This is a genomic window from Rhizobium leucaenae USDA 9039 (genome assembly GCF_000426285.1).
Classification (GTDB): domain Bacteria; phylum Pseudomonadota; class Alphaproteobacteria; order Rhizobiales; family Rhizobiaceae; genus Rhizobium; species Rhizobium leucaenae.
Window position 1 is genome coordinate 18075 of record NZ_AUFB01000008.1, and the last position, 19174, is coordinate 37248.

The window sequence follows — 19174 nt, forward strand, 5'->3', positions numbered from 1 at the left end:
ATTGAACCTCTCCTCCAATCTTGTGGAAGTGCGCGGGCTGCAGGTGGATTTCCTGACCCAACACGGTCTCTTCACCGCCGTCAAAGGTGTGGATTTCGATATAAAGCGCGGCGAGGTGATGGGACTGGCCGGCGAAAGCGGCTGCGGAAAATCGACCGTAGCCTTCGCCCTGATGCGGCTGCATCGTCCGCCGGCGATTATTTCGAGAGGCGATATCCGGATTGACGGGACCGATGTGCTTGCGCTTTCCGCCCGCGCCTTGGAGCAATGGCGCTGGCGCAAGGCATCCATGGTGTTCCAAAGCGCCATGAGTTCGCTCAATCCGGTGCTGACGATCTTCGAGCAATTCCGGGATGTGTTGTCCCGGCATGACCGAATGGGACGGGACGCGGCCCGGGCGCGTGCGGAAACGCTGATGCGGCTCGTCTCCATTTCCGCCAGCCGGCTTGACGATTATCCGCATCAATTGTCCGGCGGCATGCGCCAGCGCGTCGTGCTCGCCATCGCGCTCGCGCTCGAACCGCAGCTCGTGATCATGGATGAGCCCACGACTGCGCTTGACGTGGTGGTGCAGCGGGAGATCCTGCAGGAGATCGTCACGCTCAAGGAAAGGCTCAACTTTTCCATCCTGTTCATCACCCACGATCTGGCGCTGATGGCACAATTTGCAGATCGGATTGCCATCATGCTGAAAGGCGAAATCGTCGAAACCGCGCCGGTCGCCGATATCGTGGCCGCACCCCGGCATGATTATACGCGGCGCTTGTGGGAGGCGATGCCGCGCCTCGGTCACGCGATGGAGGTCGTCGTATGATGGGCGAAAATTTCCCGCCGCTGCTCGAACTGCAGAACGTCAGCAAGATCTTCACGCTGAAGCCCTTTTTCGGGCCGGAGAAGCGGGTCGAGGCGCTTCGAAACGTGTCTTTGACATTGCAGGCAGGAAGGGCGCTGGCGATCGTCGGCGAATCCGGTTCCGGAAAATCGACCGTCGGACGGGCCGTCGCCCGGCTTTTCCGGCCGACGTCGGGCCGCATCCTGTTTGCGGGGCGGGATATTGCCGGCCTCACGACACATGCCGATCAGATGAGCTATCTTCGCATGGTGCAGATGGTGTTCCAGGATCCGTTCGCCGCTCTCAATCCGGCACATAAGATCCGCCATCACCTCGTGCGGCCTCTCATTCTGCATCGAGGCTTGAAAGGCGATGCTTTGGAGGAGGCGACGCGCCAAACGCTTGTCGATGTCGAACTCGATCCGGACGTGACGCTCGATAAATATCCGCATGAGCTTTCGGGTGGGCAGCGCCAGCGCGTTAATCTCGCTCGCGCGCTTGCCGTCGATTCAAGGCTGATCGTGGCGGACGAGCCGACATCCATGCTCGATGTTTCTATCCGCCGCTCGGTGCTCGATCTCATGCGCCGGCTGAAGCTCGAGCGCGGCATCAGCTTTCTCTACATCACCCATGATATCGCGACGGCGCATTATATCGCCGAGGAGACGGCGGTGATGTTTGCTGGCCAGATCGTCGAATATGGTCCGTCAGCCAGCGTGATCCGCAATCCGCAGCATCCCTATACGCAGCTCCTGCTTTCGGCCGTGCCCGATCCGGCGGTCAGGATCACGGGCGGTCGCGGTGAACAGGGACAGCCATTCTCGATGCATGCCGAGACGGTGCGGAATTCGTCTCGCAGGCCGGTCGGACAGCCGGCCGAAGTTGCTTCCGGCCATTTCGTCTACCATCATCTCGATATGAGTCCTCCAATGGGAGACATTGCACAGCATGCCTGATCTTCTGGTCCGTCTTTACGACCTGCCCGCCCATGACAATGCGAAAGTGGCAGCCCATGGCGTTGAGATACGCCGGGCGCTCACGCCGGAACGCCGTCAGGTGCTCGACTGGATCGAGACGCATTTCGGCTCGAAATGGGCAGCCGAAAGTGAAACAGGTTTCGGCAGCCATCCGATCATGAGGTGGATTGCGGTCAGGAATGGCGAGATGTTGGGCTTTGCCTGCGGCGATGCCACCGCCAAAGGCTTTTTCGGGCCGACGGGGGTTGCGGAAGATGAGCGCGGCAAGGGAATAGGCGAGGCGCTGTTGTTTGCCGCCCTCCACGGCCTTCGCGAAGCGGGCTATGCCTACGCCATCATCGGCGATCCAGGCCCGGTCGAATTCTACCGCAAACGCCTCGATGCGCTCGAAATTCCCGGATCGTGGCCGGGAATTTATCGCGGGATGCTTAGCACTTCCAAGACGCTCGGCTGAAGGAGATCGGACGGTTGCTGCAGGCGGGAGCGAATGGGTACCCGATCAGTCAAGCTGCGCTTCAAATGTTTTCGCGAGCGTCTCATAAAGTTGCGCGGAGCCGGGGTTATTCTCCACCTTATATTTAGCACTCACAAAACGAGTAGCTTCGATAGCAGCCCGGAAAGCGTCAATCCGGACTTGCGGCTCCGATTCAGCCCGGCCGCCGATGTCATCCTGATCGAAGGTGCCGGCCCGGTATCCGTCGCCGAGGTCGACAACACCTATTTGGGGAATTCCGTCCTTCATTTGGCCAAAGAAGGCCGCGCCTGCACGATTGCCGTCGCGGCGGCGCAGCATTCCGCTCCCGGAGGCTTTCCCATCCGTGCAGGTGCCTGTCCAAAACGTAGGCCCGGCTGTGAGGGATGCCGGCGCGACGAATCTGCAGTGGGTATTAGGATCCTGCAGCCATGAATGTTCCGATCCGGCTTCGACGAATTCATGCGATCCCAAAACTGCCGCCGCGGCGAAAACTAATGCCCGAAACACTGCCGTCACGACCTTTGAAATCATCGTCTTCCCTTCATATCGTCTCTCTTGTTGCCGAGTACAAACGCTGATCCGTGTAGATCACACGAGCTATAGAAAGCCACTTCTGGAAATACAACCTTTGCACCACCGCAGCCCCCTGATCGGGCAAAGGTTCAGCTCTCATGTCTCACGAAGTTTGTCAGGATGGTGCAACTTGTGATGATTCCAGACGACCCGTCTGGAGGAACATTCTGATGCCAGGGCCATTCCCCTCTCAGCTCTTGTGAGCACAAAAGGAAAGGAAAACGCTATGAATACGAAACTCATCGTTTCCGCGGCGGCCGCCTTCGGGCTTCTCGCTGGTTCAGCTTTTGCGCAGTCCTCGACGGTCACCGGCGCCGCAGGCGGCGCAGTTACCGGAGCCGTTGTCGGTGGTCCCGTGGGTGCCGCAGTCGGCGGCGTGACGGGAGCAATCGTCGGAACGGCGATTGATCCGCCGCCGCAGAAGGTCGTCACCTACGTGGAAGAGCAGCCGCTGCCTCCTGCTGAAACCGTCGTGCAGGATCGGGTCGTCGTTGGTCAGCCGCTCCCCGAAACCGTTGTCGTAACGCCGGTTCCGGACAACCCAACCTACGCCTATGCTGTCGTGAACCACCAACGTGTCATCGTTCAGCCGAAGACGCGCAAGGTTGTCAAAATTATCGAATGATCCGAGAGGAAGGACCTCTGTCAGAGGTCCTTCCCAATCCGGTTCTGTGGCGTGGCGCCTAGACACTAAAAAGATTTAGGTGCCAGGGAAATTTCTCAACATTCACATCGAATAACGGATTCCTGCATCATCCAGGAGCCTTATTCTCTCTGGAAATCGTCGGGGATTTGCCTCCCGCGCGTGGAAAAAAATGCTTCGCTTTATTGCCGAGAAGGCATTGGGCGAGATATCGGCGACGGACGTCGCGCTGGCCGCGGGGCTGCATCCGAATTACGCCAGGTCGATCTTCAAGAAGGCCGTCGGACTTACGGTCAATCAGGCCATAACGCGCCACCGGCTCGACACTGCTCAATCTTTGCTGATTTCAAGCGATCTGCCCATAGCCGCTGTCGCATTTGAATCGGGATTTGGGTCATTGTCGCGTTTCTACGAAGCTTTTGAAGGGCGCTTTACTATCACGCCGGCGAAATATCGCGGCAGCTTCCGTATCTCGGCGAGATCGAATTAGGCCGATCGGCGCGGCTTAATATCCATTTTCCGATATGCAATCCGTATTGCGCAATGAAGCGCGCCTCGGATCGCCATGCGCAGCATTTTATTAAACTTTTCGTCGGCTAATCGCCATGCACTTGCAGCATCGGTCATCGAGTACCGACGAGGTTGCAGGGCTCCAGATCCGCCCGAATGATTTGCGCGGCAATGAGAAATGACCGGATGGATGACACTTCTGGTCACCGTTGCAGCCGGGAGGATCACCATGAAGCTGCCGCCGCTCTCGCGAAAAGCTTCCCCTGTTGATTGGCAATTGAGTGGCGCATTCACGGCCGACCGGCCGGTAGTTCGGACGCGCTCGAATGCGATCGGCCCTTTGAAACCAACCGATCATCAACAGAGCTGACAAGCGCGGTGCACCGCCGCGCAGGTTTATTCACGGCAAAACGCTGCCAAGAAACGCAGTCGTGAAGCTGCAGCAGAATCTGAATGTCTGACTGGGATTGGTCCTATATGGAAAATGAATTGGCTCCGACCGATAAACGTCATTCCTCTCTGGAGGGATACATTCGATCGATCGGGCGGCACTATGTGGCCGCAGTCATCATCATGACGATGCTTATCGGGGCGACCTACCAGACAGTCGAGATCGCACTCGATCGCCATTCGCTGCAGCAGGACATCAGCTATCTTACGGGGCGCCAGTTCATCCGTTTTCAGCAGCTCACCAATCAGACGCGGGCTGTGATGAAGGCGTCCGCCGATCCGCAAATGCCGGAATATATCATAAAGCCGATGGTCGAGGATGTTCGCAAAGCAATTGACGACATCCGCAGCATGAGCGGACAACTCGAGGAATTGCACGGCAAGTTAGAACGCAATCTCCTCGAAAAGCTCAATCCGCGTGATACCGCATCGGAGCAAATGCGCGTCGAACTTGCCGGTCGACTCGAGGATTTTCTGAAGCGGGCCGATAGGGTCGTATCGGCAAAAGCGCAGGATCGACGCCAGCGCTATTCCTTCTGGGGACCGATCGACTTTGCCGTTTCTTCCGACAGCCTGCTCATGCGCCAGTTCAGTACGCTGATCGACAACGCTCATGATCGCAGCGACGGGAGCATTGACCACGCGCGTCTGATCAGCGCGGTGCTTCTTGGCCTGACAGCGGCGGCGCTCATTCTGGCGACCGCAATTCTCTTTATGCCGCTCGTAAGGAAGCTTCGCAACGAACATCGGCGGACCGTCGACTTCGAGACCAAGTTGACGCATCAGGCGCATACCGATGCGCTCACCAGCCTCAGCAACCGCTCATCCTTCAACGATGCGTTGAGCGGGTTCTTCGCCTCGCTTGAGCAAATCGGCACGGGCTTTTCGATGCTGCTGGTCGATCTCGACCATTTCAAGGGTATCAACGACAGCGTCGGGCATCCGGCTGGCGATGCGGTTCTTCGTCACGTCGCCCGTATGCTGCAAGGGACCTTTCGCTCCACCGATATCGTGGCGAGACTCGGCGGCGACGAATTTGCCATTCTGCTCCCGGGCATTGCCGACGCAACGGCGCTGGAAGTCCTCGCCAAGCGTGCGGTTGCAGCAATTGCCACCGAATTCTGTTTCGACGGCCGGATTCTACCGGTTTCAGCCAGCATAGGCGGAGCGGCTGTTCCCCAGCATGCCGCAGACGAAGCGACGCTCATGCGCGTTGCCGATCTCGCGCTTTATGCTGCGAAAGCCAAGCGCAATACCGCCGTCATCTTCGATGAAGCATCGCTTGCGCAACGTCTGGAGGAGAACCAACTCGCAGCCGCTCTTGCCTTCGCCGCCGACCGAAACGAATTCCTGGTTTACTACCAGCAGAAGGTCAATCTTCAAAGCGGAGCGCATCTCGGCTTCGAAGCCTTGGTGCGCTGGCATCATCCGCGGCTCGGCATCCTGCCGCCGGGCCGTTTCCTGTCGCTCATGGAGGGATCGCACTTCATCAGCAGCATGACGCGCTGCGTCGTCAACAGCGTGGCGCGTGATCTAAAGACCTGGAAGGCTGCAGGACTGCGCCCGGGATCGGTGGCCATCAACCTTCCCGAAGTGCTGCTGGTCGGCAGCGACGGATATGATCTCATTGCTGCGGCAGTCCGCGCCCATCAGCTCGAATGGCGCGACTTTGCCGTGGAAGTGACGGAGGATGTATTTCTTAATCGCAGCGCCAGCCAGATCATGGAGACTATCACACGTTTCCGGGAACACGGCATGTCAGTGTCGCTGGATGATTTCGGCACCGGCTTCGCGTCACTCGTGCATCTGCGTGATTTTCCCTTCGATGAACTGAAAATTGACCGCAGCTTCGTCAGCGACCTGGGAAGGGATCTTCGCTCAGAGCAGATCGTGCGGGCGATGATCGATCTTGCTCGTAATCTTGGCAAGCGGTGCGTCGCCGAAGGAATCGAAAACGAAACGCAACGCGATTTCCTGCTGGGTGCCGGCTGCGAGGTCGGCCAAGGCTATCTGTACGCCAAGCCGGAACCCGCCTCGGCAGCGGTTGAGCGCTTGGCGGTCCCCTACTTGGCAACGCGCAGGCCGTCTCGAAGAACGATGCAGATCGCGCGCTGAGGGTTGAGCGGCGCTCGGCGGATTGAATAAATTTTTCGACGGAGGAACAGCGGATGAATGGAAGGATGCGGGCATGGATCGCAGTTTGTTTGGCGGCCGCATGTTCCTCGATGCCGGCTCTTGCCGGCGAGGGCATGTCGGTGGATGTCGTGCATTTCTGGGTGTCGAAAAGCGAGTCCGCCGCACTTGCTGTGTTCCGCAAAGCATGGACGACCGCCGGCAATCAATGGGTGGATATGCCTGCCGAAAACAAGGTGGCTGTGCAGCGTGTCGTCAGCGATCGCATCGCCAACGGATATCCGCCGGCCGTGATGCAATGGAATGCCAACGAGGGATCGCGCGAACTGCCGGAGATGGGAATTGTTCAGGACATAAATGATGTCGCGGAAACTGATCACTGGCGGGATGTCATTCCAGCGACGGTCCTTGACCGGATATCCTACCAGGGAAAGGTGTATTTCGCGCCGACCAATATCCATGCGGAAAATTGGCTCTGGACAAGCAGGAAGATATTTGACGATGCCGGCTTGAGCATGCCGGCCTCCTGGGAAGATGTTTTCACCATCGCCGAAAAGATCAAAGCCGCCGGACATATTCCGATTGCCCTTGGCGGCAGCAGATGGGAAGTGTCGCTCATTTTCAATGACATCATCTATCACAAATTCGGGCCGGAGGGATATGCACGCCTCATGAGTGGTGATGCGTCACTTGTCCTGGATCCGCGTATGATCGACGCCTTGGAAATGCTTTCGCGCTTGTCGGACTATGTGGAGCCGTTCGCAGCGCGAAAGGACAAAACCTGGGCGGACGCCACGGCAGCGGTTGGCTCTGGTCAGGCTGGCATGCAGTTCATGGGCGACTGGGCAAAGGGCGAGCTTGTCGCGCGGGGCTATCTCGTCGACAAGGACTTCGACTGCACGCTCGTTCCCGGCACCTCCATCGCCTATTTCATGGTCATCGATGCCTTCGCCTTTCCGCTTACCAATCGCGATGGCACGGCAGAGCCTTCGCACGCATGGTTCTCGATCGGGACAATCAAGCCGCCTTCAGCCGGACCAAGGGATCGCTTCCCGTTCGGACGGACGTCGACCCGGCTGGTCTCGATCGTTGCGGTCAGCTCGGCTTGCAAATGATCCGGGCGAAGAAGGGCGAGGTGAGCGCCCAATCCCAAGCGATGCCAAGCCAGATGTCGGAGGGTTGGATTGGCGTGGTTGGCGATTTCTTCAACGATAGGAACGCGTCCCCGAAGGAGGCGCAAAAGCGGCTGTACGATATTTTGATGCAGCGATGACGGGCTCAGTTCTCGCTACCGAGTAACAGGTCGAAGCCTCGGTCCAATTTTTCATGGCAGAGGACTACTGGCCGCGGTCGTCCTCTGTCAGCGGGACGAGCATGCCGAGTTTGACATCGCGCAATACGACATTGGTGTGCATGCGACGGATCTGCGGATTTTCCGCCATGATCAAAGCCGCGATGTCGTCATAATGCTCGACGTCGCAGGCGGTGACGATGGCGATCAGGTCCACCGCTCCGGTCACGTAATAGACCTGCTGAATGTGATCCTGCTTTTCCGCCCAAATGCGGAACTTCGCCAAGGCGTCGTAATTGTCGCGCTCGATTTCCATTCCGACGATGAACACCATCGGCGTGCCGGTTGCCTTTCGGTCGACGATGGCGACCTCGGCTTTGATAACGCCGTCTTCGCGGAGGCGTTTCAGCCGCCGCTGTACGGCCGAGGTCGAAAGCCCGACCTTTTCGGCTATGGTTTCCGCCGTGAGCTGGCAATCGCGCTGAACGATGTCGAGGATATCGCGATCGAAACGATCCAGTCTTTCCATGTCTGTTCCTTCGGTCCTTCTGGTGGCCAATTTGCCCTCTGAGATAGGCATTGCGTCATATTTGATGCGTTAGAAACGAATTTCTGCATAATTTACCCAAATTGATCAGAATTTGCGCGCAAAAATAGCGCGTCTTAGCGATATTCTCCGCAAATTGCTTTCACTGGAATCGTATATGACAGAACCGTCCCCCCAAGCCCTTCAGGTGGATAATCTCCACAAGAGCTTTGGCCCGCATGAAGTCCTCAAAGGCGTTTCGGCGAAAGCCAGCAAGGGCGATGTCATTTCGATCATCGGTTCGTCGGGCTCCGGCAAGAGCACCTTTCTTCGCTGCATCAACCTGTTGGAAATACCGGACCGTGGACGCATCGTCGTGAATGGCGAGGAAATTGCCTGGAAACCTGGTCGCGGCGGACAGATGCAGCCGAAGAGCTGGCGGCAGATCGAAAGGCTGCGCACCGGTCTTGGCATGGTCTTCCAAAGCTTCAACCTTTGGGCACATCGGACCGTGCTCGAAAACGTCATCGAAGCCCCGGTGCATGTCCTGGGTGTTCCGCGCCGCGAGGCTATCGAGAAGGCGGAAGCCCTGCTCAACAAGGTCGGCCTCTACGAAAAGCGCCATGCTTACCCCGCCTTCCTCTCCGGAGGCCAGCAGCAGCGAGCCGCAATTGCCCGTGCGCTTTGCGTCGATCCGGCCGTGATGCTTTTCGACGAACCGACCTCGGCGCTGGATCCGGAATTGGTTGGAGAGGTGCTCAAGGTCATCCGCGATCTCGCCGAAGAGGGCCGTACCATGCTGCTGGTCACGCATGAGATGCGCTTTGCCCGCGATGTCTCCAGCCACGTTCTTTTCCTGCATCAGGGGCGGATCGAGGAGGAGGGGCCGCCGAAACAGATCTTCGATACGCCCCTCAGCGCCCGGTGCCGGGAATTCACCGGCATGCTCGTCCACTGATCCACACCGCCATCACAAACAACCTCATCTGGAGATTTCTGCCAATGAAACTGCTGCCCATCCTTCTTGCCGGCGCCACGCTTGCCCTTTCCGCTATCACTGCGCAGGCCGAGGTTCGTTTCGGCATCATGAATGAATCCTATCCGCCCTTCTTCGCCAAAGACGCTTCGGGCAAGTGGCAAGGCTGGGAAATCGACCTGATGGACGCCGTCTGCGAGCAGATGAAGGAGAAATGCTCGATCGTGGAGCTCTCCTGGGATGGCCTCATTCCGGCCCTTCAGAGCAAGAAGTTCGACGTGATCTGGTCGTCGATGTCCAATACCGCGGAGCGTTCCAAGGTCATCGACTTCACCGACAAATATTACAACACGCCCAGCACGCTGATCGGCCCGAAGGACGGAAAGCCCGGCGCAACGGCCGATGACGTGAAAGGCAAGACCATCGGCATTCAGGTGTCCACCATCCAGTCGGATTATTACAAGAAGTATTTTGCCAATGTCGCGGAACAGAAGACCTATCAAACCCTCGACGAAGCGTTCCAGGATCTGGCAGCCGGCCGCATCGACTATGTGTTCGGCGATTCTCTTGCTCTTGATGCCTTCCTGAAAAGCGATGGCGGCAAGGATTGCTGCGCCAAGATGGGTGATGTGGCCGACGACAAGGAAATCCTTGGAGCCGGCGTTTCCGGTGGCCTGCGCAAGGAAGACACAGAGCTGAAAACGAAGCTCAACGCGGCGATTGCGGCAGTCCGCACCAGCGGCAAGTACGACGAAATCACCAAGAAGTATTTCGACTTCGACATCTACGGCGCAAAATAAGCGAACCGAACGATGGCGGTCACCCAGCAAACGATCTTGGAGCTGCTTTCCCCCTATCCGCCGGGATGGGGAGGCGTGCTGTTGTTGGGTGCCGCCTCCACCGTCTCCATTTCTGCAGGCGCCTTTCTGATCGGCCTGGTGCTCGGCACTGGCGGCGCTCTCGGCAAGCTTTCCGGCAATAGGCCGCTCCACCTGATACTTGATCTCTATACGACAGCGATCCGCGCCATTCCGGAATTGATCCTGATCGTCGGTCTCTATTATGCCGGGATGGACGGGCTCAACCGGCTCCTGGCCACCATCAATCTGCCCACATTCGAGATGAACGGCTTTGCCGTTGCCGTCGCCGTGCTCGGTTTCGTGCAGGGCGCCTACATGACGGAAGTGCTCAGAGGCGCGATCCTCGCTATCCCCGTCGGCCAGATCGAGGCGGCAAAGGCGTTCGGCATGAGCCCCACGCTATGTTTTCGCCGTGTCGTGCTGCCCGCATTGTTGCCGAACGCTCTGCCGGGCCTTGCCAATCTGTGGATGTCGATCACCAAGGACAGCGCGCTGGTCGCCGTCGTCGGCTATCAGGAGCTGGCGCTCGCCACGCGCCTCGCCGGGGCGAGCACCAAGCATTATTTCATCTTCTTTCTCGCCTCCGCCTTTCTTTATCTCGCCCTGACCCTCGCCTCCAACGTCGTCTTCAACCTGATCGAGCGCCGGCTGCGGCGCGGTCAGCCGAAGCTCGCCTGAGGAGCGCGTGATATGACCTTTTCATGGATCGTCTCCTACTGGCCGCTTCTGTTGGACGGCGCAGGGCAAACGATATCGCTGCTGGTGATCTCGGTCGTTTTCGGCTTCATCCTCGCAATCGGCCTTGCCTTCGCCCAGGTCAGCGGCGGCTCAGTTGTGCGATATGCCGCTCGTGCTTACTGTACCTTCTTCCGCGGCACGCCCCTGCTCATTCAGCTTTGGCTTCTCTATTACGGCATCGGATCGCTGCTGCCGATGATCCCGGGCATCCGCCAGAGCCTGTTCTGGCCGGTCCTGCGTGAAGGCTTCTTCTTCGCGGCTGTGAGCTTCACGCTGAACTATGCGGCCTATGAGGCAGAAGTGCTCCGCGGTGCCTTGCTTGCCGTTCCGAAGGGCGAGCTGGAGGCCGGCCGCGCATTCGGCATGCGCCCCTTCACGCTGACGCGGCGCATCTGGCTGCCACGCGCCATTCGTATTGCGTTGCCGACGATCGGTGGCGAGATCGTCATGCAGCTCAAGGCGACACCGCTGGCCTTCACCGTCACCGTCATGGATCTTTACGCCGTCGCCAGCAAGGTGCGGCAAGACACGCTGCTCGTCTATGAGCCGCTGATCGTCGTCACCGTCTTCTATCTCATTCTAACCGCCGTCATTGCTCGCGCCTTCCGCCTCCTGGAGGCACAGGTGCCGGTCCGACGTTGACCTCACAATGCCAAAGGAAGGCCATGCCCTCACGCCTGCTTGAAGGCTTCTGCCAAGCTCGCAGAGACCGACCGTCCGATCTTGAACCGCCGGCCGCCGACACAGGAATCGCGCGGCCAGACTTTGATAGCTGCGTAAATCCATTCCGGGAGACCCGTTTATGAGCAAACTCCGCATTCTTGACGGCGGCATGAGCCGCGAACTCATGCGCCTCGGCGCCGAACTGAAGCAGCCGGAATGGTCGGCGCTGGCGCTGATCAATTCACCCGACATCGTCCGAAAGGTGCATGAGGAATTCATCGCCGCCGGCTCGGAAGTCGTCACGACAAACAGCTATGCACTCGTGCCTTTCCATATCGGCGAAGAGCGCTTCTGGAAGGAAGGTGCAGAGCTTATTGCGCGTTCAGGCCAATTGGCGCGTGAAGCGGCCGATGCCTGCAGTGATCGCAAGGTGCTGGTCGCCGGTTCGTTGCCGCCGATCTTTGGCTCCTACGAACCGGAGAATTTCGATCCTTCGCGCGTGCAGGACTATCTCAAGGTACTGGTCGAAAATCTTGATCCTTATGTCGATGTCTGGCTCGGCGAGACGCTGAGCCTGATCGCGGAGGGAGAAGCTGTGCGCACCGCAGTTGCCGCGACGGGCAAGCCGTTCTGGATCTCGTTTACGCTCGCGGATGATGCGGCGCAGAGAAATGGGAGCGACCCGAAACTCCGCTCCGGTGAAAGCGTCGAAGATGCGGCGATCTGGGCTGCCTCTTCGGGTGCAAGCGTGCTCCTGTTCAATTGCAGCAAGCCGGAAGTGATGCAGCCGGCCGTCGAAACCGCGGCCCGGGTGTTCAGGGATAGGGGTGTTGCGCTCGAAATCGGCGTCTATGCCAATGCCTTCGAGGGCGAGCAAGGCGATTCTGCTGCCAACGAGGGCCTGCACGACACCCGCAGCGATCTGAATGACGATGCATATTCGCGCTTCGCCTGCTCATGGGTCCAAGCGGGCGCAACCATCATCGGTGGCTGCTGCGGCATTGGCGCGGGCCACATTCATCGCCTCAAACAGGCATTGCTGGGCTGATACGCGCGCATGTCCCGGATGCGCGCATGGACGGATCCAAATCGCAAAGAGGACGCGATGCCTCATCGCATCCTCTTCACTCCTTGTGTGCCGCTATGGTCGCTCGAAGATTCGTTTGATGACATTTCTCATAGAATTCGATGGTCTGCGCGGCCATGCCGTTTGGGAGCGGCACGAAATCCTGTAGCCGAAGCCCCGGCGATCTACTCAGCGCCGGGTCCGCTAACTGGACTTCATTGAGGCTGCCGACACGATCCGATAATTTTTCGAAGTAGGCTAAATTCTCGTCCACGGTGGAGGGAGAGCATCTCATGCCATGGGCTGGAATGACGAACTGCGCATTCAGATCGCGAATGCGCAGGAGTGATGAACGGAGCAAACGAAGATCATCCGCATTCTCACTCCAGACCTCGGGAATCGGATGCTCTACCGCATCGACCGCAAGGCAGACACGGATTTCGGCGATCCATACGGCGATGTGGTCGGGCGTGTGTCCTGGGGTGTGAATGAGTTCCAGGCTAAGATCGCCACCATGAAGCATGGTCGAGCCTGAAAAGGTAACGTCGGGGCCGACAAGTTCGACACTTCGGAATCGTGCCTCCTGGTCTGCCTTTTCCCGCAGCGTCTGCCGGCAGGATGGATCGCGCAGACGTTCGAGTGCTGCCGCATGGGCGATAATCGGCGCTTTTCCGGCAATGGCTGCATTGCCCCAGAAATGATCCCAATCCATATGGGAATTGACGACGATCACCGGACGGTCCCGCGCTTGTTCCCCAAGCAGATTCAAAGCCGTCTGACAAAGCTCGGGCGTTCCGAGGGTATCGATCAGAACGTTAAATTTTTCCGTGCGCACAAACACGCTATCAACTTCGTCGCCAGCCCTGACAATCGTGATCCGATCGTCAAGGCCGGGATAAGAGCACAGTTTTACAGCGATATTCATGCGAGCCCCTCCTCACAAGAAATTTCCATTGCAATATACGCGGCAGGAATTGACCATTCCCAACCGGCTTCGAATGAGGCCGGTCGGCCGGCGGCAGCTACAATACCAGGGCGAGGCGCTGCTGTGTTTCTATCTAATGAAACTTTCTTTCGACCGTGGTTGCCACGCTGAGCATTTGAAGCAGATAGCGTATCAATGCGACGTCCTCGGTCGACGTCTGGTTTTCAAATACCTGGGTGATGATTGCGCTCAAATTATTGGCCTGATCGTGCACCAGTTCCTTAATATAGATTTCGGGTTCCGCAAAAATCGCAGTTTGATTCTGTTTATCGCTTGTCATCTCACACCAGCTTGTCCTGAAGCGTCTTTCCGGTTTCCCGGCATTCTGCAGCCTTCAATTCCTGATCGAATTGATCGATCAAACGTTGCACCCACAGCTCGTTGTAAGCGTCGTCGCCGTCCCGAGGGCGATCGCGCTCTTCGGTGGATCTAATCTGCTCGACCAATGCTCGCAGCAGTCGCATCACTCCCTCATTTCCGCTTTTTGCCGGAACAAGCGAGCTGGCATATCTCTTCTGAAATCTGTCAGTCGCATCTCGGCAGTCGGCGCTTGCAGCGCCTCCCGATCGCATATGTCGCCCGCTGAAAGCCGGTTCGCGCTTATGGTCTGGCCCGGTGCTTTCACTTAGCCAAATAGGCGTTTTCATTGTTCTTGTGGTTTGAACGAACTCTTGCATGAGCCAAGTAGGGCAAGTGGCTCAAAGTCGTCTCGGGCTTCAGCGGGTTGTGAAGCTCCGGTTCCAGCAAGAGGGTTGTTCCATGGATGGAGTAGAGTTGATGATGCCGCATCAAACCGGCCATGGACGGCTTTGCTTGGATTGGCATAACCAAGCCGTCCTCGAGCAGCGAGGGCAGTCCGAGTTTGGTTACCTGCCAACCTGTCGAAATCAACAGGTCCACCAACTTTGGGTGCGTTTCGACGATCAGCGAACTGATGCCGGCGACAAGGCAGAATTCCAGCACCCCTGTCATCAGGATGTGTGAGGCCGGCACCTCATTGATGAGTATTTCACCTTTCGCGACAACACATCGGGTCCACTCAAAAATGTCCGGCGAGCGTGGCCACGTTCCGCCGTTCATGATCTGAGGATAGATGTCCGACAACAAATGCGGTTCCGTCGTAGGGAGCAATCGCGAGTACCCCACGACGTCATCTTCATGAAAGAGTGCGAGATGCAGGGCGCGGTCGTGATCGAACTGGTCTATTTCCAATCCGTCGCTTCGGCGAATGGCTTCCCAACCGAGCCTTTCCACAAATTGCTCGTGCCGGAAGCGCCAAATTTTCTCCATTGTTTGCCCGTTTGATGCCGAGCAACCGACGTAGAGCCTAATCATCCTTGCCCCTGATTTTGCGGCAAGAATGCATGATAGTCCCTGCCATTTAAATGAGTAAAAATACCCAGCTTTCAGCTCTCGGCCGACGTCGTCGCGTGAGCTTGGATTGAGGGTTGGTCGTGCCGGCTCCAAGGCGAAGCGGGTAACCGGCAAGAGGGGGCGAAAGCATGCCGACCTGTCTGCAGCCCGCCGATAAGACGCTTTAGCGAAGTATTCCGAAACGAAAACTTTCCGCTATCATCTGGGCCGCGTTCACGACATTGAGCTTGCGCTGAACATTCAAGATCTCGTTCTGAATGGTTCGGTGCGAACGCCCCAGAATTCCGGCAATCTCTATGGCTGTCTTGCCGGCCGCGCACCACTGAATGATTTCACGCTCCCGCGCCGTGATCCGCAGCAGGCTCCGATCTCGTGATCTCGCCTCTTTCGCCATAAGGCCGCGCAGCGCATTGTGGGCATAGATCGACAGAATATGCAGCGCCCCCCTGGCAGCGCCGGAGAGATCCACCTTTTCAGCACCGAACGTGACGATCGCTTGGAAGCCGCTTGCTGAGTGCAAGGGCACGCTGTAGCCGTCTTTCATTTTAAATTCTCTCGCTTCGTTCATGACGCGGCGCGCGTGACGGCCAAGCTCTTGATCTCGCAGCGCCTCCGACCAAACGAAAGCACCGTCCTGCATTTTAGAGAGCTGGATTACGGGATCGGCGTGCACATAGTTGTGCGAAACATAGTGGTCGAACCACTCTGACGGCCAGGCATTCAACATAAAGTAGGAATCAATGCGCTCGGTGGGCAAAGGTATGCCGGAAATTGCAAAACAGCTAAAACCAAAATGGCGTGCCGACCGATCCAGGGAGCCGAGTATTTCATCCTTGCTTTTTGCCGCAGCGGTTTCCGACAAAAAGTCGAACATGACGTTAGCAGTTGCCACGGCTTCACTGTTCACTCGTCCCTCCCCAGGATTTCACATAGTCTAACGCATATTAGCTCAAGGAAGTATTATTTTCATGACCATTTCGGGTGACTGCCGGCATTATATGATGTTTTTATAATAAAACCTGGGTGCGAGCGAGAGGGTCGTTGGCAGAGAGGCTGTCTCGCATGATCGGGCTGATATGCCGCAGGTTCTTCGTCCGATCAGGAATGCGCTCAAAGGTAGGCAAAATTGCTTATTTACCGTTGCGTAAGGTAGCTGTTAAATCCGACACAAGGGAAGGAAATTGCAGCTACAGGGTGCGGGCATACCGAAGGCCAAAGTTAGTCTTTCGTAGGAAGGCTGCGGCGTGCGAAATGGGCACTGCCTGGCCGGTCTTTGGGCATCTGGGAAAGAAATCCAAAAAGCTTTGCAGGCAGGGTCAACCTGCCGCTTGGACGTACGTCCGATTTCGACGGAAGCGATGGCTTCCGTCGATGCCTACAAAAATAGTCAGCCTTCAGAATCGACCTCAACGTCAGCAGGTCGATGAGCGGTAAAGCTATGGCTTCGCCGTCGCCAGGAGAAAACCAGCAACAGGCGCGCAGCATGTGTGACCTGTTTGGGACAGTTGCGATGTGTGACTGATGGAGGGGGCTGATGTTCTGCCTCATCGATCAGTTTTCAGGCTTCAATGATGTGACGTTGCGCCGAGGTGTTCGCACTCTCGTGCCGTAACGCCATGCTCGAATTCCGAAAGTGGAACCCATGCAATGCCTTGCGTCACCGTCGGAGATGACCGTGCGGGGGCAGAGCGATTGCGTTTCCGGCAAGCACAGAGGCGGACATGAACAATCTCAAGGGATCTTGGAGACTATCAGGATGGCGCAGGACGACGAGCAAAGGGGATGTTTCCTATCCGCTTGGTGAGGACGCGTCGGGTTTGCTTGTCTACACGTCGGACGGCAAGATGATGGTGCAAATGACGGCCGCGCATCGTCCGCCTTTAGAAACAAGCAATCCGCTCGGCGGAAGTGCCGAGGAGCAAGCGGCGGCCTATTCGACCTGTCTGGGTTATTTCGGCAGCTACAGGGTTGCCGACGGCAAGGTCACTCACAGGATCGAAGGCAGCTCTTTCCCCAATTGGTCGGAAACCGAGCAGGTTCGCCCCTACGAGCTTAGCGGCGATGAGCTGATCTTGCGCACGCCTCCTTCTGAAAGCGGGGGAGTAACCACCGTCAACGAAATGTCCTGGATCCGCGACAAGGGACCAGCCGACGCCTGATTCACCTGGGCGCTGCTGCGCCTCTTTCATGCAATTCGAGCGGAGGAACAGATGAATATCACCAGCACCATCTATCATACGGCCCGTGCCCGGGCGGGAGTGCCGCTTGCTCTGGGAAGGCAGCACCCGAAAGCGGCCTATCAACAAACCGAGCTGGCGGCTCTCGCCAACTATCTGATCCTGCTGATGCTGCGCAACGTCACAAGCGACGGCTATGTCATCGAGGATCCCGCCAATTCCGGGCAATATTCGGCGCCCGGATGCGTTATCGCCGCGCCCTCCTTTCCCGCGAATACTCCCGGCGTCGATCAGGACTATGTCTACAACTGGGTGCGTGATGCGGCGATCACCGCCATCGAGATTGCCGCTGCCGGATTGCCGGTGACGCCGGGCAGTGGCATGCCCAGCCTGATCGACTACGTCAGCTTCGCAAGACTCTGCCAGACGAATGCCCATCCGACGCTGGGGCATGCATGCTTCACCGTCGCCGGGCAACCGCGTCCGTGGACCGAACAGAATGATGGACCTGCCATTCAGAGCCTCGCCCTTTTGCAGGCCTACCCGCAGTTGGACACGGCGACCCAAGCCACTGCCAGGCAGGTCATCGAAACAAACGTGTCTTATCTCCTCGGTGCCTACCAGAAGCCCACCACAAACCTCTGGGAGGAGCACGAAGGTCTGTCCTTCTTTGCGCGCTCGGTTCAGTTGCGCTGTTTCAGGGCGGTGGCCGCCAACACCCACGGCATCGGCGTTGCCGCCGATGTACCGACGGCAATTGCCTGGCTCGAAAGCGCCCTTCAGGACCATTGGAACGGCTCGTATTACGTGACGATGCTGGCGCCGGACGCCGGTCCCGGCGTCTCGATTGTTCCCGAAGAGCTTGGCTATGACCCAAACATCGACATCGTTTCGGCCTGCGTCTACGGAGCGGTGCCGGCAACCGACACAAGATTGCTCGCGACCGCAGCCCGCCTGCGCAGCCAGTGGGCCGATCCCAACTCCCGTGCGTTCTACCCGATCAATGCCGCGGATCAGACACGTGGGATTGGTCCGCTCCTGGGCCGCTATCCCGGCGACACCTATGACGGCGATGTCGCCCATCCTGTCAGCGGCGGGCATCCCTGGGCGCTTTGCACATGTAACTTCGCCGAACTTTACTATCGTCTCGCCAATGAGATCGATCACGCCGGGACGGTTCCTTTGGATAGCCTGTCCGAAGATTTCTTCGCGCAGGTTGGGGTGACGAGCGCGACCTCCATCGCCGATGCCGCAGTGGCCCTCAGAAGCGCGGGCGATGCCATGCTGCGCGCCGTCATCTATCACAGTGATCGTTATGAACTGAGCGAACAGTTCGACGGCACGTCCGGCTATGAAAAGAGCGTGCATAATCTGACATGGAGCTATGCGTCGTTTCTGTCCGCCGTACGCGCCAGAACCAGCGGAAGCAAGCTGTCCGGCAAGGTCGCCGGCAAGTCCGCGCGGGCGGCCGGGAGCAAGAAATGAGCGAGCGATTGACTAGCTTCATTGCTCTCTCAAGCGCGCTGACCGGTTTCAACGCGATGCAACTGCACGCTACCGATCTGGCTGAGACCTATCTCAGCCTGCTGGATCAGATCGTTCCGATCGATATTGTGAACGATCTGATCGACGGCTTCAAAGAATTGCCGGCGAACCGGGACGGTGAGCCATTGCCGGCAATTCTCAGGGATCCGCAGCTTGGGCCGATCGCGCGCAATGTGATTATGCTTTGGTACTGCGGCACCTGGCAACAATTGCCTGCGGGATGGCGCACCGCCTTCGGAGCATCCCCACTCGACAAAACTCACCTGGTCTCCGGCGCGGCCTATCAGGCCGGCCTGCAATGGCTGGCGGCGGGCGCCCATCCGCCGGGGGCCAAGCAGCAAGGTTTCGGTGCATGGGCCCTGGCGCCCGCGGGGGGATGA

Annotated in this window: 21 protein-coding genes and 1 pseudogene; 15 read left to right on the top strand and 7 right to left on the bottom strand. The window is 58.0% G+C overall.

What is annotated here, in order from left to right; translation table 11 throughout:
- Window position 1: 1 nt before the first annotated feature.
- The 3 genes from K290_RS0113905 to K290_RS0113915 are packed head-to-tail and all read left to right on the top strand — an operon-like array spanning window position 2 to window position 2263.
- Window positions 2-814 (top strand): ABC transporter ATP-binding protein, encoded by an 813-nt coding sequence (locus tag K290_RS0113905; RefSeq protein ID WP_028752494.1) that lies wholly within the window; start codon window positions 2-4, stop codon window positions 812-814.
- Entirely contained in the window at window positions 811-1788 is a 978-nt protein-coding gene (locus K290_RS0113910) for an ABC transporter ATP-binding protein (protein ID WP_154668601.1), read from the top strand. The genes K290_RS0113905 and K290_RS0113910 overlap by 4 nt, the downstream gene beginning before the upstream one ends.
- On the top strand, window positions 1781-2263 hold the full coding sequence (locus tag K290_RS0113915; RefSeq protein WP_028752496.1) for a GNAT family N-acetyltransferase: 483 nt from the start codon (window positions 1781-1783) through the stop codon (window positions 2261-2263). The genes K290_RS0113910 and K290_RS0113915 overlap by 8 nt, the downstream gene beginning before the upstream one ends.
- A 45-nt stretch (window positions 2264-2308) precedes the next feature.
- Here the strand turns inward: K290_RS0113915 and K290_RS0113920 are convergent, their stop codons facing one another.
- Window positions 2309-2815 (bottom strand): hypothetical protein, encoded by a 507-nt coding sequence (locus tag K290_RS0113920; protein ID WP_051264061.1) that lies wholly within the window; start codon window positions 2813-2815, stop codon window positions 2309-2311.
- A gap of 268 nt (window positions 2816-3083) precedes the next feature.
- Between K290_RS0113920 and K290_RS0113925 the strand changes: the two genes are divergently transcribed.
- The 4 genes and pseudogenes from K290_RS0113925 to K290_RS0113945 all read left to right on the top strand — a co-directional run bounded on the left by K290_RS0113925 (window position 3084) and on the right by K290_RS0113945 (window position 7866).
- Entirely contained in the window at window positions 3084-3482 is a 399-nt protein-coding gene (locus K290_RS0113925) for a DUF1236 domain-containing protein (RefSeq protein ID WP_028752498.1), read from the top strand.
- Between the two features lie 190 nt (window positions 3483-3672).
- On the top strand, window positions 3673-3990 hold the full coding sequence (locus tag K290_RS34235; protein WP_342426145.1) for a helix-turn-helix domain-containing protein: 318 nt from the start codon (window positions 3673-3675) through the stop codon (window positions 3988-3990).
- 473 nt (window positions 3991-4463) lie between these two features.
- Window positions 4464-6575 (top strand): putative bifunctional diguanylate cyclase/phosphodiesterase, encoded by a 2112-nt coding sequence (locus K290_RS0113940; RefSeq protein WP_425337595.1) that lies wholly within the window; start codon window positions 4464-4466, stop codon window positions 6573-6575.
- A gap of 53 nt (window positions 6576-6628) precedes the next feature.
- A pseudogene (locus K290_RS0113945) lies at window positions 6629-7866 on the top strand (ABC transporter substrate-binding protein).
- A gap of 64 nt (window positions 7867-7930) precedes the next feature.
- Here K290_RS0113945 and K290_RS0113955 read toward each other — a convergent pair.
- On the bottom strand, window positions 7931-8413 hold the full coding sequence (locus tag K290_RS0113955; RefSeq protein WP_028752503.1) for an Lrp/AsnC family transcriptional regulator: 483 nt from the start codon (window positions 8411-8413) through the stop codon (window positions 7931-7933).
- Window positions 8414-8588: 175 nt separating this feature from the next.
- On the opposite strand from K290_RS0113955, the gene K290_RS0113960 reads away from it, so the two are divergent.
- From K290_RS0113960 to K290_RS0113985, 5 genes are all read left to right on the top strand, one after another.
- On the top strand, window positions 8589-9368 hold the full coding sequence (locus K290_RS0113960; protein ID WP_028752504.1) for an ABC transporter ATP-binding protein: 780 nt from the start codon (window positions 8589-8591) through the stop codon (window positions 9366-9368).
- A 44-nt stretch (window positions 9369-9412) separates the two neighbouring features.
- Window positions 9413-10186, top strand: a complete 774-nt coding sequence (locus K290_RS0113965) for a transporter substrate-binding domain-containing protein (protein ID WP_028752505.1) — start codon at window positions 9413-9415, stop codon at window positions 10184-10186.
- A 12-nt stretch (window positions 10187-10198) separates the two neighbouring features.
- Window positions 10199-10924, top strand: coding sequence for an ABC transporter permease (locus tag K290_RS0113970; protein ID WP_028752506.1), 726 nt, complete (start codon window positions 10199-10201; stop codon window positions 10922-10924).
- Window positions 10925-10936: 12 nt separating this feature from the next.
- Window positions 10937-11626, top strand: a complete 690-nt coding sequence (locus tag K290_RS0113975; RefSeq protein WP_028752507.1) for an ABC transporter permease — start codon at window positions 10937-10939, stop codon at window positions 11624-11626.
- A gap of 160 nt (window positions 11627-11786) precedes the next feature.
- The gene (locus tag K290_RS0113985; protein ID WP_028752508.1) at window positions 11787-12695 is read left to right on the top strand and encodes a homocysteine S-methyltransferase family protein; all 909 of its coding nucleotides are present in this window, start codon (window positions 11787-11789) and stop codon (window positions 12693-12695) included.
- Between the two features lie 76 nt (window positions 12696-12771).
- Here K290_RS0113985 and K290_RS0113990 read toward each other — a convergent pair whose 3' ends face one another.
- The 5 genes from K290_RS0113990 to K290_RS0114015 all read right to left on the bottom strand — a co-directional run bounded on the left by K290_RS0113990 (window position 12772) and on the right by K290_RS0114015 (window position 15979).
- Window positions 12772-13638: an MBL fold metallo-hydrolase gene (locus tag K290_RS0113990; RefSeq protein WP_028752509.1), complete on the bottom strand. Its 867-nt coding sequence runs from the start codon at window positions 13636-13638 to the stop codon at window positions 12772-12774.
- Between the two features lie 133 nt (window positions 13639-13771).
- Window positions 13772-13978: a hypothetical protein gene (locus tag K290_RS0113995; RefSeq protein WP_028752510.1), complete on the bottom strand. Its 207-nt coding sequence runs from the start codon at window positions 13976-13978 to the stop codon at window positions 13772-13774.
- A gap of 1 nt (window position 13979) precedes the next feature.
- Entirely contained in the window at window positions 13980-14162 is a 183-nt protein-coding gene (locus tag K290_RS0114000; RefSeq protein WP_028752511.1) for a hypothetical protein, read from the bottom strand.
- Window positions 14163-14319: 157 nt separating this feature from the next.
- On the bottom strand, window positions 14320-14988 hold the full coding sequence (locus tag K290_RS34240; RefSeq protein ID WP_051264062.1) for an acyl-homoserine-lactone synthase: 669 nt from the start codon (window positions 14986-14988) through the stop codon (window positions 14320-14322).
- Between the two features lie 247 nt (window positions 14989-15235).
- A complete protein-coding gene (locus tag K290_RS0114015) occupies window positions 15236-15979 on the bottom strand; it encodes a helix-turn-helix transcriptional regulator (protein ID WP_028752512.1) in 744 nt (247 codons plus the stop codon).
- A gap of 814 nt (window positions 15980-16793) precedes the next feature.
- Between K290_RS0114015 and K290_RS34245 the strand changes: the two genes are divergently transcribed.
- Genes K290_RS34245 through K290_RS0114030 form a run of 3 tightly spaced genes read left to right on the top strand, consistent with a single transcriptional unit; the run spans window position 16794 to window position 19174 of the window.
- On the top strand, window positions 16794-17231 hold the full coding sequence (locus K290_RS34245) for a lipocalin-like domain-containing protein (RefSeq protein WP_065091440.1): 438 nt from the start codon (window positions 16794-16796) through the stop codon (window positions 17229-17231).
- A gap of 51 nt (window positions 17232-17282) precedes the next feature.
- Window positions 17283-18734, top strand: coding sequence for a glycoside hydrolase family 15 protein (locus K290_RS0114025; RefSeq protein WP_154668602.1), 1452 nt, complete (start codon window positions 17283-17285; stop codon window positions 18732-18734).
- On the top strand, window positions 18731-19174 hold the full coding sequence (locus tag K290_RS0114030; RefSeq protein ID WP_028752514.1) for a hypothetical protein: 444 nt from the start codon (window positions 18731-18733) through the stop codon (window positions 19172-19174). The genes K290_RS0114025 and K290_RS0114030 overlap by 4 nt, the downstream gene beginning before the upstream one ends.

Bases quoted from the DNA above. Each gene is read 5' to 3' on its own strand.
- K290_RS0113910 (WP_154668601.1), top strand. From the start codon at position 811: ATGATGGGCGAAAATTTCCCGCCGCTGCTCGAACTGCAGAACGTCAGC.
- K290_RS0113915 (WP_028752496.1), top strand. From the start codon at position 1,781: ATGCCTGATCTTCTGGTCCGTCTTTACGACCTGCCCGCCCATGACAAT.
- K290_RS0113920 (WP_051264061.1), bottom strand. From the start codon at position 2,815: ATGATTTCAAAGGTCGTGACGGCAGTGTTTCGGGCATTAGTTTTCGCC.
- K290_RS0113925 (WP_028752498.1), top strand. From the start codon at position 3,084: ATGAATACGAAACTCATCGTTTCCGCGGCGGCCGCCTTCGGGCTTCTC.
- K290_RS34235 (WP_342426145.1), top strand. From the start codon at position 3,673: ATGCTTCGCTTTATTGCCGAGAAGGCATTGGGCGAGATATCGGCGACG.
- K290_RS0113940 (WP_425337595.1), top strand. From the start codon at position 4,464: ATGTCTGACTGGGATTGGTCCTATATGGAAAATGAATTGGCTCCGACC.
- K290_RS0113955 (WP_028752503.1), bottom strand. From the start codon at position 8,413: ATGGAAAGACTGGATCGTTTCGATCGCGATATCCTCGACATCGTTCAG.
- K290_RS0113960 (WP_028752504.1), top strand. From the start codon at position 8,589: ATGACAGAACCGTCCCCCCAAGCCCTTCAGGTGGATAATCTCCACAAG.
- K290_RS0113965 (WP_028752505.1), top strand. From the start codon at position 9,413: ATGAAACTGCTGCCCATCCTTCTTGCCGGCGCCACGCTTGCCCTTTCC.
- K290_RS0113970 (WP_028752506.1), top strand. From the start codon at position 10,199: ATGGCGGTCACCCAGCAAACGATCTTGGAGCTGCTTTCCCCCTATCCG.
- K290_RS0113975 (WP_028752507.1), top strand. From the start codon at position 10,937: ATGACCTTTTCATGGATCGTCTCCTACTGGCCGCTTCTGTTGGACGGC.
- K290_RS0113985 (WP_028752508.1), top strand. From the start codon at position 11,787: ATGAGCAAACTCCGCATTCTTGACGGCGGCATGAGCCGCGAACTCATG.
- K290_RS0113990 (WP_028752509.1), bottom strand. From the start codon at position 13,638: ATGAATATCGCTGTAAAACTGTGCTCTTATCCCGGCCTTGACGATCGG.
- K290_RS0113995 (WP_028752510.1), bottom strand. From the start codon at position 13,978: ATGACAAGCGATAAACAGAATCAAACTGCGATTTTTGCGGAACCCGAA.
- K290_RS0114000 (WP_028752511.1), bottom strand. From the start codon at position 14,162: ATGCGACTGCTGCGAGCATTGGTCGAGCAGATTAGATCCACCGAAGAG.
- K290_RS34240 (WP_051264062.1), bottom strand. From the start codon at position 14,988: ATGGAGAAAATTTGGCGCTTCCGGCACGAGCAATTTGTGGAAAGGCTC.
- K290_RS34245 (WP_065091440.1), top strand. From the start codon at position 16,794: ATGAACAATCTCAAGGGATCTTGGAGACTATCAGGATGGCGCAGGACG.
- K290_RS0114025 (WP_154668602.1), top strand. From the start codon at position 17,283: ATGAATATCACCAGCACCATCTATCATACGGCCCGTGCCCGGGCGGGA.
- K290_RS0114030 (WP_028752514.1), top strand. From the start codon at position 18,731: ATGAGCGAGCGATTGACTAGCTTCATTGCTCTCTCAAGCGCGCTGACC.